Origin of the sequence: Stenotrophomonas sp. AS1 (genome assembly GCF_048957655.1) — a bacterium.
In the GTDB taxonomy this organism is placed as follows: Bacteria; Pseudomonadota; Gammaproteobacteria; order Xanthomonadales; family Xanthomonadaceae; genus Stenotrophomonas; species Stenotrophomonas bentonitica_A.
Map to the genome: position 1 here is coordinate 443,855 of NZ_JARVXM010000003.1, position 12,121 is coordinate 455,975.

Annotated in this window: 12 protein-coding genes and 1 riboswitch; of the genes, 8 read left to right on the forward strand and 4 right to left on the reverse strand. The window is 67.3% G+C overall.

Features of this window, described 5'->3' with window-relative positions; genetic code table 11:
• The first annotated feature begins 146 nt into the window (after positions 1 to 146).
• The 3 genes from PV764_RS06220 to PV764_RS06230 are packed head-to-tail and all read left to right on the forward strand — an operon-like array spanning position 147 to position 1,998.
• Positions 147 to 860, forward strand: a complete 714-nt coding sequence (locus PV764_RS06220; protein ID WP_046272692.1) for a YceI family protein — start codon at positions 147 to 149, stop codon at positions 858 to 860.
• Complete coding sequence (locus tag PV764_RS06225) at positions 857 to 1,429, forward strand: cytochrome b (protein ID WP_421116323.1); 573 nt, start codon at positions 857 to 859, stop codon at positions 1,427 to 1,429. Before PV764_RS06220 ends, PV764_RS06225 begins: the two co-directional genes overlap by 4 nt.
• 2 nt (positions 1,430 to 1,431) lie before the next feature.
• Positions 1,432 to 1,998, forward strand: coding sequence for a YceI family protein (locus tag PV764_RS06230; protein ID WP_019186059.1), 567 nt, complete (start codon positions 1,432 to 1,434; stop codon positions 1,996 to 1,998).
• Between the two features lie 80 nt (positions 1,999 to 2,078).
• Here the strand turns inward: PV764_RS06230 and PV764_RS06235 are convergent, their stop codons facing one another.
• On the reverse strand, positions 2,079 to 2,297 hold the full coding sequence (locus PV764_RS06235) for a glutaredoxin family protein (protein ID WP_019185096.1): 219 nt from the start codon (positions 2,295 to 2,297) through the stop codon (positions 2,079 to 2,081).
• A 97-nt stretch (positions 2,298 to 2,394) separates the two neighbouring features.
• Here PV764_RS06235 and PV764_RS06240 point away from each other — a divergent pair, with 97 nt between their 5' ends.
• Positions 2,395 to 3,777: an L-serine ammonia-lyase gene (locus PV764_RS06240; protein WP_019185097.1), complete on the forward strand. Its 1,383-nt coding sequence runs from the start codon at positions 2,395 to 2,397 to the stop codon at positions 3,775 to 3,777.
• Positions 3,778 to 3,890: 113 nt separating this feature from the next.
• Entirely contained in the window at positions 3,891 to 4,892 is a 1,002-nt protein-coding gene (locus PV764_RS06245; RefSeq protein WP_046272720.1) for an alpha/beta fold hydrolase, read from the forward strand.
• A gap of 119 nt (positions 4,893 to 5,011) precedes the next feature.
• On the opposite strand, the gene PV764_RS06250 is transcribed toward PV764_RS06245, so the two are convergent.
• Genes PV764_RS06250 through metX form a run of 3 tightly spaced genes read right to left on the reverse strand, consistent with a single transcriptional unit; the run spans position 5,012 to position 8,348 of the window.
• Positions 5,012 to 6,079 carry a homoserine dehydrogenase gene (locus PV764_RS06250; protein WP_019185099.1) on the reverse strand — a complete coding sequence of 356 codons (1,068 nt, stop codon included), beginning with the start codon at positions 6,077 to 6,079 and terminating at the stop codon, positions 5,012 to 5,014.
• Positions 6,076 to 7,320 (reverse strand): O-succinylhomoserine (thiol)-lyase, encoded by a 1,245-nt coding sequence (locus tag PV764_RS06255; protein ID WP_019185100.1) that lies wholly within the window; start codon positions 7,318 to 7,320, stop codon positions 6,076 to 6,078. The genes PV764_RS06250 and PV764_RS06255 overlap by 4 nt, the downstream gene beginning before the upstream one ends.
• Positions 7,317 to 8,348 (reverse strand): homoserine O-succinyltransferase MetX, encoded by a 1,032-nt coding sequence (gene metX / locus PV764_RS06260; RefSeq protein ID WP_421116324.1) that lies wholly within the window; start codon positions 8,346 to 8,348, stop codon positions 7,317 to 7,319. The genes PV764_RS06255 and metX overlap by 4 nt, the downstream gene beginning before the upstream one ends.
• Positions 8,349 to 8,426: 78 nt before the next feature.
• Positions 8,427 to 8,548: riboswitch (SAM riboswitch) on the reverse strand.
• A 117-nt stretch (positions 8,549 to 8,665) separates the two neighbouring features.
• Between metX and PV764_RS06265 the strand changes: the two genes are divergently transcribed.
• The 3 genes from PV764_RS06265 (at position 8,666) to trhA (ending at position 11,987) form a co-directional block, all read left to right on the forward strand.
• Positions 8,666 to 9,568 (forward strand): M23 family metallopeptidase, encoded by a 903-nt coding sequence (locus PV764_RS06265; protein ID WP_421116325.1) that lies wholly within the window; start codon positions 8,666 to 8,668, stop codon positions 9,566 to 9,568.
• Between the two features lie 75 nt (positions 9,569 to 9,643).
• Positions 9,644 to 11,248, forward strand: coding sequence for a peptide chain release factor 3 (locus tag PV764_RS06270; protein ID WP_019185103.1), 1,605 nt, complete (start codon positions 9,644 to 9,646; stop codon positions 11,246 to 11,248).
• 106 nt (positions 11,249 to 11,354) lie between these two features.
• Positions 11,355 to 11,987, forward strand: coding sequence for a PAQR family membrane homeostasis protein TrhA (gene trhA / locus PV764_RS06275; RefSeq protein WP_051010536.1), 633 nt, complete (start codon positions 11,355 to 11,357; stop codon positions 11,985 to 11,987).
• The last annotated feature ends 134 nt before the right edge of the window (positions 11,988 to 12,121 follow it).

The following is a 12,121-nucleotide window of genomic DNA, read 5'->3' on the forward strand; positions in this document are numbered from 1 at the left end:
TGTCCGCATTCCGGGCCGACGGCCGTGGATGGAACGGGCTGTTTCCGTCCTGCACAGGGAACACGGCACGGGCGCCCCGTGCTGTTGTCAGGTGCACCACGATCTGTTGCAGCCATGACGCTGCATCCCATGACACGGCTGTGCGTATGATCGCCCCAGACCCTCATGGAGCCAGCGCCTTGCTCAAGCGCCTGACCCTTTCGCTGCTGTTGTCGGCCCTGCCGCTGCTCGCCATCGCCGCCCCCGACAGCTACCGCCTCGACCCGGTGCATACCCGCGTGCTGTTCGCGGTGGAGCATGCCGGCTTCTCCCACGCGTTGGGCACCGTGTCCGGCAGCGAAGGCGTGCTGGTGTTCGACCCGGACGACTGGCGCACGGCACGCCTGGAGGTCAGCGTGCCGATCCAGCGCCTGGACCTGGGCGATGACAAATGGAACAAGGCCACGCTGGCGCGCAATCTGCTCGACGGTGAGCGTTTCCCGGACGCGCGGTTCGTCTCGACCCGGGTCGAACCAATCGATCCCACCCACGCCAACGTGATCGGCCAGCTCACCGTGCGCGGGGTGACCCGCGAGGTCACGCTGGCGGTCACCCTGAACGCGCTCAAGCGTCATCCGCTGCCGCCGTTCCGCCGCACCGCCGGCTTCTCGGCCACCGCCACACTCAGCCGCAGTGCCTTCGGCGTGGATGGCTGGGCCTCGATGATCGGCGATGAGGTGCAGCTGCGGATCGAAGCGGAGGCCGTGCGCGATCGCAACGCGAGCGACCCGGGCGATCCTGCCCCTGCCGATGTGCCGGGAACTCCGGCCCCGCCGATCGACTCAGATACCCCACAGCCGGTCCAGGAGACCACGCCATGACCGCCAAGAACACCCCGACCCGCTGGGGCGGCGTCAGCCAGACCCTGCACTGGCTCATCGCCGTACTGATCCTCGCCCTGGGCATCGTCGGGCTGACCATGGGCGAACTGCCCAAAACCCCGAAGTACTTCTGGGTCTACACCATGCACAAATCGATCGGCATCACCGTGCTGGCGCTGGTGGTGACCCGGCTGCTGTGGCGGCTGTACGCCGGCGCCCCGCAACCGGTGCCGGGCACGCCAACCTGGCAGGAACGCATCGCCTCGGCCACGCGTTGGCTGCTGTACGTGCTGATGTTCGCCATTCCGCTGTCAGGCTGGCTGTACGACTCGGCCAGCGGCCTGCGCCCGTTCCGTTGGTTCGGTCTGGTCGATGTGCCCAAACTCAGCCCGCCCGATGAACGTGTCACCCAGATCTCCCACGCCATTCACGAGTGGGGCTTCTGGCTGCTGATCGCGGTGGTCGTGGCCCATGCCAGTGCTGCGCTTTACCACCATTTTTACCAACGCGATGCCACGCTTGCGCGCATGCTCCCGCAGCGCTGGCTTGCCTCCCCCCAGAAGGATTGACCATGAACATCAAGCTCACCTCTCCCGCCGCGGTCGCCGCCGCCCTGGCTGGCCTGCTGGCCACCGCCCCGGTGCTGGCCGCCGATTACGTGCAGGCGCCCGGCTCGGTGCTGGCCTTTGCCACCAAGTACGACGGTGAAGTGTTTACCGGCACCTTCCCCGGCTTCGACACCAGGATCAGCTTCGATCCGGCCAAGCTGGACGATGCCAAACTGGAAGTGACCATTCCGCTGGCCAGCGCCAAGAGTGGCAACAGCGACCGCGACTCGACCCTGCAGGGCGCGGACTTCTTCAACGTGGGCAAGTTCGCCCAGGCCAAGTACAGCGCCACCAAGTTCCGTTCGCTGGGCAACAACCAGTACGCCGCAGACGGCACCCTGGAGCTGCGCGGCGTGAGCAAGCCGGTCACGCTCACCTTCACCTGGACCCCGGGCGCGCAGCCGGTGCTGGCCGGCAAGGCGACGGTGAAGCGCCTGGACTTCGGTGTGGGCGGCGGCGACTGGGCCGACACCAAGACCATCCCGAACGAGACCGCGATCAGCACCAAGGTCGTACTGAAAGCAAAATAAGCCGCGCCGGCTACAGGTAGAGCCGACCGTTGGTCGGCTGCCGCAACGATGATCCCCGGGCAGCCGACCAACGGTCGGCTCTACCGGATCCAGGCTTCTACCGCGGGCACGTCGAACGGCCAGTCCAGTTCCCGGCCCCGTGCGTCGCGCAGCACCGGTACCCGGAGCCCGTAGCGGGCCTCCAGCGCGGCATCGTCATCGATGAACACACTGTTCAGATCGGCCACCCGGGCCTGGGCCAGTACCGCCAGGGCCTGGTCGCACAAATGGCAGTCATCACGCTGGAACAAGGTAAACACCGGCCCACCCGCCTTGGAAAATGTTGCGCCGCAGCCAGAGCCGGCGGCATGAAGCGCATAGAATAGCGCTCCATCCGATACCCGCAGTTTGGCAATCATGGCTGTCAGCACGTTCGACGTTTTCAAGATCGGCATTGGCCCGAGTTCTTCCCACACCGTGGGACCGATGAAGGCTGCCGAACGTTTCGTGCACCGCTGGCTGCTCGATCCGGGCCATCTGCAGGACGTGGTGCGCATCCGCGCCGACGTCTACGGTTCGCTGGCCCTGACCGGCCGTGGCCATGGCACCGACAAGGCCGTGCTGCTCGGGCTGGAAGGCCAGCGCCCGAACCTGATCGATCCGGACATCATCCCCGAGACCCTGGAGCGGATCCGCAGCAGCAAGCGGATCCGCCTGATGGGCCAGCACGAGATCGCCTTCGACGAGAAGCGCGACCTGGGCCTGAACAAGCGCCAGAAACTGCCATACCACACCAACGGCATGCGCTTCACTGCCTACGGCGCCGATGAGCAGGTGATCGCCACGCGCGACTACTACTCCGTCGGTGGCGGTTTCGTGGTCAACCAGGACGATGCGGCCGATGACCGGATCGTGCCCGATGAAACCCCGCTGCCCTACCCGTTCAAGAGCGGCGACGAGCTGCTTGCCCAGACCGCACGCAGTGGCTTGAGCATCGCCCAGATGATGTTCGAGAACGAGAAGTGCTGGCGTACCGAGGACGAGATCCGCGAGAGCCTGCGTGAAATCTGGAGCGCCATGCAGGCCTGCGTGGCACGCGGCATCCGCCAGGAAGGCACCCTGCCCGGCGGCCTGCATGTCTCCCGCCGCGCACCGGCGCTGTACCGCGAGCTGTCCTCCAAGCCCGAAGCGGCGATGCGCGATCCGCTGACCACGCTGGACTGGGTCAACCTGTACGCGCTGGCGGTGAACGAAGAAAACGCCGCCGGTGGCCGCGTGGTCACCGCCCCGACCAACGGCGCCGCCGGCGTGCTGCCGGCCGTGCTGCATTACTTCGACCGCTTCTGCCCCGGTGCCAACGAACAGCGCGTGTTCGATTTCCTGCTGACCTCGGCGGCGATCGGCATCCTGTACAAGGAAAATGCCTCGATCTCCGGTGCCGAAGTGGGCTGCCAGGGTGAAGTGGGCGTGGCCTGCTCGATGGCCGCCGGCGGCCTGGTCGCCGCGCTCGGCGGCAACCCGAGCCAGATCGAGAATGCCGCCGAGATCGGCATGGAACACAACCTCGGCCTGACCTGCGATCCAATCGGTGGCCTGGTGCAGATCCCCTGCATCGAACGCAACGCGATGGGCGCGGTCAAGGCGATCAACGCTTCGCGCATGGCGATGCGCGGCGATGGCAAGCACAAGGTCTCGCTGGACAAGGTCATCAAGACCATGCGCGACACCGGCCGCGACATGCAGGACAAGTACAAGGAAACCAGCCGCGGCGGGCTGGCGGTCAACGTCATCGAGTGCTGATCCACCGCCCCCGGCGGTAGAGCCGACCGTTGGTCGGCTGCTCCCGGTGGCCTCATCGGCACCCCTGCACGGCCACTCCGGTACAGTCAGGACTTCCCCCGATGGAGACCGCCATGCGCATCCTGGCCGCCGCCCTGCTCGCCTGCCTGCCGCTGACCACCCTCGCCGCCGACACCTACGGCCCGCGACTGGAAGGCTTCGACTACCCCTATCCGGTCAAGATCTTCCGGTTCGAGTCCCAGCGCCAGCCGCTGGAGATGGCGTACATCGACGTGCCCGCCGGCGGCAAAGGGTTCGCCGGTACGGTCGTGCTGCTGCATGGGAAGAACTTCTGCGCGGCCACCTGGAAGGACACCATCGCGGCACTGAGCGCGGCCGGCTACCGGGTGATCGCCCCGGACCAGATCGGCTTCTGCAAATCGAGCAAGCCCGAACGCTACCAGTACTCGTTCGGCCAGCTGGCCGCCAATACCGAAGCGCTGCTGGAGCATCTGGGCTACGGCGAGGGCAAGCTGCACATCGTCGGCCATTCGATGGGCGGCATGTTGGCGGCACGCTTCGCGTTGATGTATCCCCAGCGCTTGCTCAGCCTGTCACTGATCAACCCGATCGGACTGGAAGACTGGAAGGCCAAGGGCGTGCCGTGGCGCAGTATCGATGCCTGGTACGCAGGCGAGTTGAAGACCAGCTTCGACAGCATCAGGAAGTACCAGCTCGACGTTTATTACAACGGGCAGTGGAAGCCCGAGTACGAGCAGTGGGTGCGCATGCAGTCGCGCATGTACGACGGCCCCGGCAAACAGGCAGTGGCGTGGAGCCAGGCGCTGACCTCGGACATGGTGTTCAACCAGCCCGTCGTCTATGAACTGCCGAAACTCACGGTCCCGACCACCTTGTTCATCGGCCAGACCGACCGCACCGCGATCGGCCGTGACCTGGCGCCGCCCGCCCTGAAAGCGACGCTGGGCAACTACCCTGCGCTGGGCAAGGCGGCGGCCGCGGCGATTCCCGGCGCCACCCTGGTGAGCTTCGAGGACCTGGGCCACTCGCCGCAGGTGCAGGACCCTGCGCGATTCAATGCGGCACTGCTGAAGGCAATCTCACCACACGACTGACCTGCCCACCACCCCGGTACTGCCACGCCATGCGTGGCAGCAGCCGTCCTCACCATTATCCGCCGACGCAGCCAGCCCACCTTGGCGCTACCGCGTGCCTTGGTGGGATCTCGCGGCGGTCAGCCCCGCACGATCGCCAGCACGTCGTCCAGCAATGCGGCGGCGGTGACTTCCGCGCCGGCGCCCGGCCCCTGGATCAACAGCGGCTGGGCGTGATACCGATCGCTATGAATCGCCACCCGGTTGTCGGTCTGTGCACCGCCGGCCAGCGGATGGTCACGCGGGAGCACACGCAGCCCCACCGACGCACCCTCGTGATCGAAGCCACCGACGAAACGCAGGCAACCGCCCTGCTCGCTGGCCTGCCGCCAATACTGCTGCAGCGGGGCATCCAGCAGTGACAGCTGGGCCAACGCATCGGCCGGCGGCAACACCGCCAGCGCGTCGGGCACCAGTGAGGCGACCCGCACCTGCTCGGCCCGCAATGCGATGCCGCTGGCGCGCGCCAGGATCAGCAGTTTGCGACGGACATCTTCACCGGACAGATCCACACGCGGGTCCGGCTCGGTGTACCCGGCGCCCGCTGCCTCACGCACCCACGCAGAAAACGGACGCTGGCCATCGTAGTGATGGAACAGCCACGCCAGCGAACCGGACAGTACGCCCTCCACGCGATGGATGCGGTCGCCACCGGCAACCAGCGCGCGCAGGCTGCTCAGCAGCGGCAGGCCAGCCCCCACCGTCGCGCTGTCGCCGTAGCGCGCGTCGCCCTGCTGGCCGCTGTCGGCGATGGCCTGGGCACGTGCGAGCTGCGCACCCTGGCCGAGCTTGTTGGCGGTCACCACGTGCACGCCACGCGCCAGCCACTGCTCGTGCCAGTTGGCGACCTCGTCACTGGCCGTCGCATCGACCACCACGTCACCGCGCTGCAGGCCCTCGGCTTCCGCCCAGGGCTGCAGTGTCACCGCACCGCGTGCGGCCAGGTTGGCCTGGGCAAGTTCGTGCGCGGGGGCGTGTTCGCAGGTGCGCGCCGTGCGTGAATTGGCCAACCAGGAAAACGACGGCAGCGTGACGCCACGGTGCTGCAACGAGGCATACCGTTCCACGAAAGCGGTGCCGACCGTGCCGGTGCCGAGCAGCGCCAGTTTCCGGTTGGCAACCAGCGGCAGATTCAGCACCGCGCTCATGCATCCACCTGTTTACGGCGCTGCACGTCGCGGTGCTGATCGATCACGACCTGGGCGCGTTCCAGCCCGGCCTGCAGATCGGCCACCAGGTCTTCCGGCGATTCAATGCCGACCGACAGGCGCAGCAGCCCTTCGCTGATGCCGGCATGCGCGCGCGCTTCCGGGGTCATCGCTGCATGGGTCATGGTGGCCGGGTGCGCGACCAGGCTCTCGACGCCGCCCAGCGATTCGGCCAGGGTGAAACAGCGCAGGCCATCGACGAAGGCCCGCACCGCGGCGTGCGGATCATCGCCCGGGCACGAGGCCAGTTCGAAGGACAGCATCGCACCGAAGCCGCTCTGCTGGCGCGCCGCGATGGCATGGCCGGGATGATCGGCCAGGCCGGGGTAGTACACGCTGGCCACCGCATCGCTGGCGGTGAGCAGATCGACCACGGCCACCGTGTTTTCCTGGTGCGCGCGCAGCCGTGCACCGAGCGTGCGCAGGCCACGCAGGGTCAGGAACGCATCGAACGGCGAGCCGGTCAGGCCCAGTGCGTTGGCCCACCACACCAGCTGCTCGTGCACCTCCGGATCGCGCGCGACCACCGCGCCGCCGACCACATCGCTGTGCCCGTTGATGTACTTGGTGGTGGAGTGCAGCACCAGGTCGGCACCGAAGCTGATCGGCTGCTGCAGCGCCGGCGACAGGAAGGTATTGTCGACGACGACCTTGGCACCGGCCTTGTGCGCGGCGTCAATCACGAAGCGCAGGTCGGTGATGCGCAGCAGCGGGTTGGACGGGGTTTCGATCAGCACCAGCGTCGGCGACTGCGCCAGCGCATCGGCCAGCGAACGCGGATCGGTCAGGTCGGCGGTGATCAGGCCGAAATGGCCCTTCTTCGCCAGCGCGTTGAACAGCCGCCAGCTGCCGCCGTACGCATCATGCGGCACCACCAGGGTATCGCCGGGCTGCAGCAGCGCATTGAGCACCAGGTTGATCGCGCCCATGCCGGTGGACGTGATCACGCCACCGGCGCCCCCCTCCAGTTCGGCCAGCGCTTCACCCAGCAGATCACGGGTGGGGTTGCCGCTGCGCGTGTAGTCGTACTGGCGCTTGTTGCCGAAGCCATCGAAACTGAAGTTCGAGGACAGCACGATCGGCGGGGTCACCGCGCCATGGGCGGTGTCACGGTCGATGCCGGCACGCACGGCGGCGGTGACGCGGCTACAGGACGGCTCGGTACCAGCGGAACGGCTCATGCGGTTTCTCCGGGGGATCGAAAAGCGGTGGCGAGGATCGCGTCGATGCGATCGGTTTCTTTCAGGAAGGCGTCGTGGCCATACGGGGAGCGCAGCACGCGCAGGCTGCCGCGCGGGCCCAGCCCTTCCACCAGACCGACGCAGTCGGCCAGCGGGACCAGGCGGTCGCCTTCCACGGCGACCACGACGGTCGGGACCTGGATGGCGGCCGGGTCGATGCGATGCAGGTCGATCGATTCGGACAGGCGCAGGTAGGCATTGACCGGGGTACGGGCGACGTACTGCGCACCGGCGGCATCCAGATAGTCTTCAGCGGCGACGCGCACGCGGCCATTGACCACTTCCGGCGCGGCGTCGAAGCGTTCGCCGAATTCTTCCGGCGTGCGGTAGCTGAGCATGGCGAACTGGCGCGCCAGCGACAGCCCGTGGCTTTCGGCGCACTGCAGCTGGCCCAGCGCGACCGCGCGACGCTGCAGCGCGCGCCAGGCGGCGGCATACGGATGCGGGCGGTGCGCGCCGCTCACCGCGATCAGCTTCTGCAGGCGCTGGCGGTGACGGAGCGCGAACTGCTGGCCAACCAGCGCACCGTAGGAGTAACCGACGAAGCACTGCAGGCGGGCGATGCCGAGATGATCGAGCAGCAAGGCCAGCGCGTCGGCCTGGTCGGCAGTATCGATCGGCAGGTCCAGCGCCCCATCGGCGCCAATGAAGTTGAACGCCAGGATGCGCAGGGAGGCCGGATCCAGCGCGCGGCCTGGGGCCACCAGGCCTTCGGCCCAGCCCTTTTCCGGGAATTCGGCATTGGCCGCCACGTGGCGGTGGGCGGAGATGCCACCGGCCAGCACCACCACCGGCGCCTCGGCGCGGCCCACGATTTCGTAGCGCAGTCGCACCGGCCGCGGTCCACCGTGACGCATCGACAGCACCGCCGCGATATCGCCGCGCACGGCGTTCAGCCCGGCGTCGACGGGGACGCTGAGCGGGGCGAAAGTTTCGGTGGCGGCAGGGGCGGCGGTGGCGAAGCTCATGGCGGTATCCAAAGGAGGAAAACGGCCATCGAGCTTTCGCGGAGCTCGCGTTCGAAGCGCACGCACGGTGCACGGTTCGAACCATCTTTCGGAAGACACCAACGGTCTCCGCAGGATTTGGCACCTACGCAGGGTCGCTTTCGCGTCTGCGGGCTGCCCCGGCTTCAAAGGGCCTGTCCCTCTGCCGGTCTCGATGGTGCAGCCACGATGCCAGCGCTTTTGGCTGATGTCAATCCCTTCATCTGCATGAAGAGATATATATTCCAGATCATCATCAGTCACGCATACTCCAACTCCCCTGCTTACCGGCGAATGCCTTGCGCTGCCTGCGTCTGCCCGTACTGACCGTGTTGATCCTGCCGGCGCTGAACGCCTGGGCCGGGCCGGGCGCAAACTGGCGGGACGGCTGGCGGATCGACCGGCCGACGCCCGCCACCTCCGCCCAACCGGCCGGCCAGGCAGATGCGTCGGCCTTGGCGGTGCTGACCCTGGAGGGGGAAGGCGACCGTTGGCAGGCACGCGTCGACAACCGCCTGGCGGGGCCGGTCCAGGTGGCACTGGCGTCCTCACCCGGTGCCCCCGCCCTGCCCGGGCTCCCCGTGCAGACCGTGGTGGCCGGTTCGGCCAGCGTCGTGGTGGTCCACGTGCAGCCGCCGGCCGGCACGACGACGATCCGGCTGGCGCTGACCGCCGTTCCCGGCGATCCCACCGCCCGCCCGCAGGACGTGGCCTACCAACTGCCGTTCGACGCTGCCCGCATCCAGGTCAGCCAGGCGCCGCAGGGCCGTTTCAGCCACAGCGACGAGGAAAACCGCGACGCCATCGACTTCGCGCTGCCCGAGGGCACGGCCGTGCTTGCGGCGCGGGCGGGAACCGTCATGCAGGTCCAGGCCGGTTTCCAGGGCAATGGGCAGGACCGCGACCACGATCTGGGCCGGGCCAACCTGGTGCGGGTGCTGCACGAGGACGGCAGCATGGCCGTGTACGCCCACCTGCAGCACAACGGCGCGCTGGTCCGCCAGGGCGAGCAGGTCCAGGCCGGGCAGCGCATCGGCCTGTCGGGCAATACCGGCTACAGCGCCGCGCCGCATCTGCATTTCGCAGTCCAGGTCAATGCAGGGATGCGGCTGCGCTCGATTCCGGCCCGGATCGTCAGCCCGCAGGGCGAGCTGCGCTTCGCCCGCACCGCCGATGAGACCGGGGCGTCCGCCCTGCCCTGACCCCGGCCACGCCCGCCCCCGCTATACTGGGCGGCTCATCTCCATGAAAAGCGCCCCGGGCGGGCGCGTCACGCCATGTCCGAAGTCGCTACCGAAGCTGCGCGCCGCCGCACCTTCGCCATCATTTCCCACCCTGACGCCGGCAAGACCACGCTGACCGAAAAGCTGCTGCTGTTCGGCGGTGCGATCCAGATGGCCGGTTCGGTCAAGGGCCGCAAGGCCGCGCGCCACGCGACCTCCGACTGGATGGCGCTGGAAAAGGAGCGCGGAATCTCGGTCACCTCCTCGGTGATGCAGTTCCCGTACGAGGGCAAGATCGTCAACCTGCTCGACACCCCCGGCCACGCCGACTTCGGCGAGGACACCTACCGCGTGCTCACCGCGGTGGACTCGGCGCTGATGGTGATCGACGTGGCCAAGGGCGTGGAAGAGCGCACCATCAAGCTGATGGAAGTGTGCCGCCTGCGCGACACCCCGATCATGACCTTCATCAACAAGCTCGATCGCGAGGGCAAGGAGCCGATCGACCTGCTGGATGAAGTGGAAAGCGTGCTGGGCATCCAGTGCGCACCCGTGACCTGGCCGATCGGCATGGGCCAGCGCCTGAAGGGCGTGGTCCACCTGATCACCGGCGAAGTGCACCTGTACGAACAGGGCCGCAACTTCACCCGTCAGGATTCGACCATCTTCCCCTCGATCGATTCGCCCGGGTTGGCCGAGAAGATCGGCGAGCGCATGCTGGCCGATCTGCGCGACGAGCTGGAGCTGGTGCAGGGCGCCAGCCATCCCTTCGACGTGGAGGCCTACCTGGCCGGCAAGCAGACGCCGGTGTTCTTCGGTTCGGGCGTGAACAACTTCGGCGTGCAGCCGCTGCTGGACTTCTTCGTCGAGCACGCGCCCTCGCCGCAGCCGCGCGCCACCACCGGCCGGATGATCGCGCCGGAGGAAAACAAGCTGACCGGTTTCGTGTTCAAGATCCAGGCGAACATGGACCCGCAGCACCGCGACCGCGTCGCGTTCATGCGGGTGTGCTCAGGCCGATTCGTGGCCGGCATGAAGACCTTCCATGTGCGCACCGGCAAGGAAATGAAGCTGGCCAATGCGCTGACCTTCATGGCCAGCGACCGCGAGATCGCCGCCGAGGCGTGGCCGGGCGATGTGATCGGCATCCACAACCACGGCACGATCTCCATCGGTGACACCTTCACCGAAGGCGAAGCGGTCAGCTTCACGGGCATCCCGAACTTCGCGCCGGAACTGTTCCGCCGCGCACGCCTGCGCGATCCGCTCAAGCTCAAGCAGCTGCAGAAGGGCCTGGCGCAGCTGTCCGAAGAGGGTGCTACCCAGTTCTTCCGCCCGCTGATGAGCAACGACCTGATCCTGGGCGCGGTGGGTGTGCTGCAGTTCGATGTGGCGGCATACCGCCTGAAGGATGAGTACGGCGTGGAAGCGACCTTCGAGCCGGTCAGCGTGACCACGGCGCGCTGGGTCACCTGCAGCAACGAAAAGAAGCTGGAAGAGTTCCGCGAGAAGAACGCGGGCAACCTCAGCATCGACGCCGCCGGGCAGCTGGTGTACCTGGCACCGACCCGGGTCAATCTGCAGCTGGCCCAGGAACGTGCGCCGGACGTGCGCTTCGCGGCGACGCGCGAAGCGGCGCACAGCGTCTCGGTCGGCTGATCGCGCGACCGCGCTGCCGGCTGAACAGGCGCGCGTGCATGCGCGCGCCATCGCGGCGATGATAGGGGGGAGCGGGCTCCCCCTCCCCGCATCTCCCATCATCGCCATGACCTCTGTCGTTTCCGTTCGAGAAGAAATCGCCAGCGCCCTGACCCACGGGCTTGGCGCCGTCGCTGCACTGGCCGGTAGTGCGGTACTGATCACCCTGGCCGCCATCTATGGCGACGGCTGGCAGTTGGCCAGCGCGATCGTGTTCGGGGTGGCATTGCTGCTGTTGTACACGGCCTCGACGCTCTACCACGCGATCCAGCATCCGATCGCGAAGGGCCGGCTGAAGGTGTTCGATCACTGTGCGATCTACCTGCTGATCGCCGGCACGTATACGCCGTTCACGCTGATCGGCCTGCGCGGCCCCTGGGGCTGGGGGATGTTCACCGCGATCTGGGCACTGGCGCTGTTCGGGGTGGTCTTCAAGTTGTTCTATACGGGCCGGTTCAAACTGCTGTCGACGATCATCTATATCGCGATGGGCTGGATGGTGATGGTGGCGATCAAGCCGATGTGGAACTCGTTGGATGCGTGGACGCTGGGATGGCTGCTGGCCGGCGGCGTGTTCTATACGTTGGGGACGGTGTTCTATCACCGGGAGTCGGTGCCGTATTCGCATGCGATCTGGCATCTGTTCGTGATCGGCGGGAGTGTGTGCCACTTCGTTGCGGTGACGGCGCAGATTCTTTGAGTGTTGTTTTCCTGCAGTAAGAGCATCGGCAGCGACACCAGCAACAGCGGCAGAAGCAGCAACAGCGAAAGCGAAAGCGAAAGCAGCCAAGGCTTCAGGCATGCGCCAGGCTGGGGCGGCACGGGTGGGCTGGC

Bases quoted from the DNA above. Each gene is read 5' to 3' on its own strand.
- PV764_RS06220 (WP_046272692.1), top strand. From the start codon at position 147: ATGATCGCCCCAGACCCTCATGGAGCCAGCGCCTTGCTCAAGCGCCTG.
- PV764_RS06225 (WP_421116323.1), top strand. From the start codon at position 857: ATGACCGCCAAGAACACCCCGACCCGCTGGGGCGGCGTCAGCCAGACC.
- PV764_RS06230 (WP_019186059.1), top strand. From the start codon at position 1,432: ATGAACATCAAGCTCACCTCTCCCGCCGCGGTCGCCGCCGCCCTGGCT.
- PV764_RS06240 (WP_019185097.1), top strand. From the start codon at position 2,395: ATGGCTGTCAGCACGTTCGACGTTTTCAAGATCGGCATTGGCCCGAGT.
- PV764_RS06245 (WP_046272720.1), top strand. From the start codon at position 3,891: ATGCGCATCCTGGCCGCCGCCCTGCTCGCCTGCCTGCCGCTGACCACC.
- PV764_RS06250 (WP_019185099.1), bottom strand. From the start codon at position 6,079: ATGAGCGCGGTGCTGAATCTGCCGCTGGTTGCCAACCGGAAACTGGCG.
- PV764_RS06255 (WP_019185100.1), bottom strand. From the start codon at position 7,320: ATGAGCCGTTCCGCTGGTACCGAGCCGTCCTGTAGCCGCGTCACCGCC.
- metX (WP_421116324.1), bottom strand. From the start codon at position 8,348: ATGAGCTTCGCCACCGCCGCCCCTGCCGCCACCGAAACTTTCGCCCCG.
- PV764_RS06270 (WP_019185103.1), top strand. From the start codon at position 9,644: ATGTCCGAAGTCGCTACCGAAGCTGCGCGCCGCCGCACCTTCGCCATC.
- trhA (WP_051010536.1), top strand. From the start codon at position 11,355: ATGACCTCTGTCGTTTCCGTTCGAGAAGAAATCGCCAGCGCCCTGACC.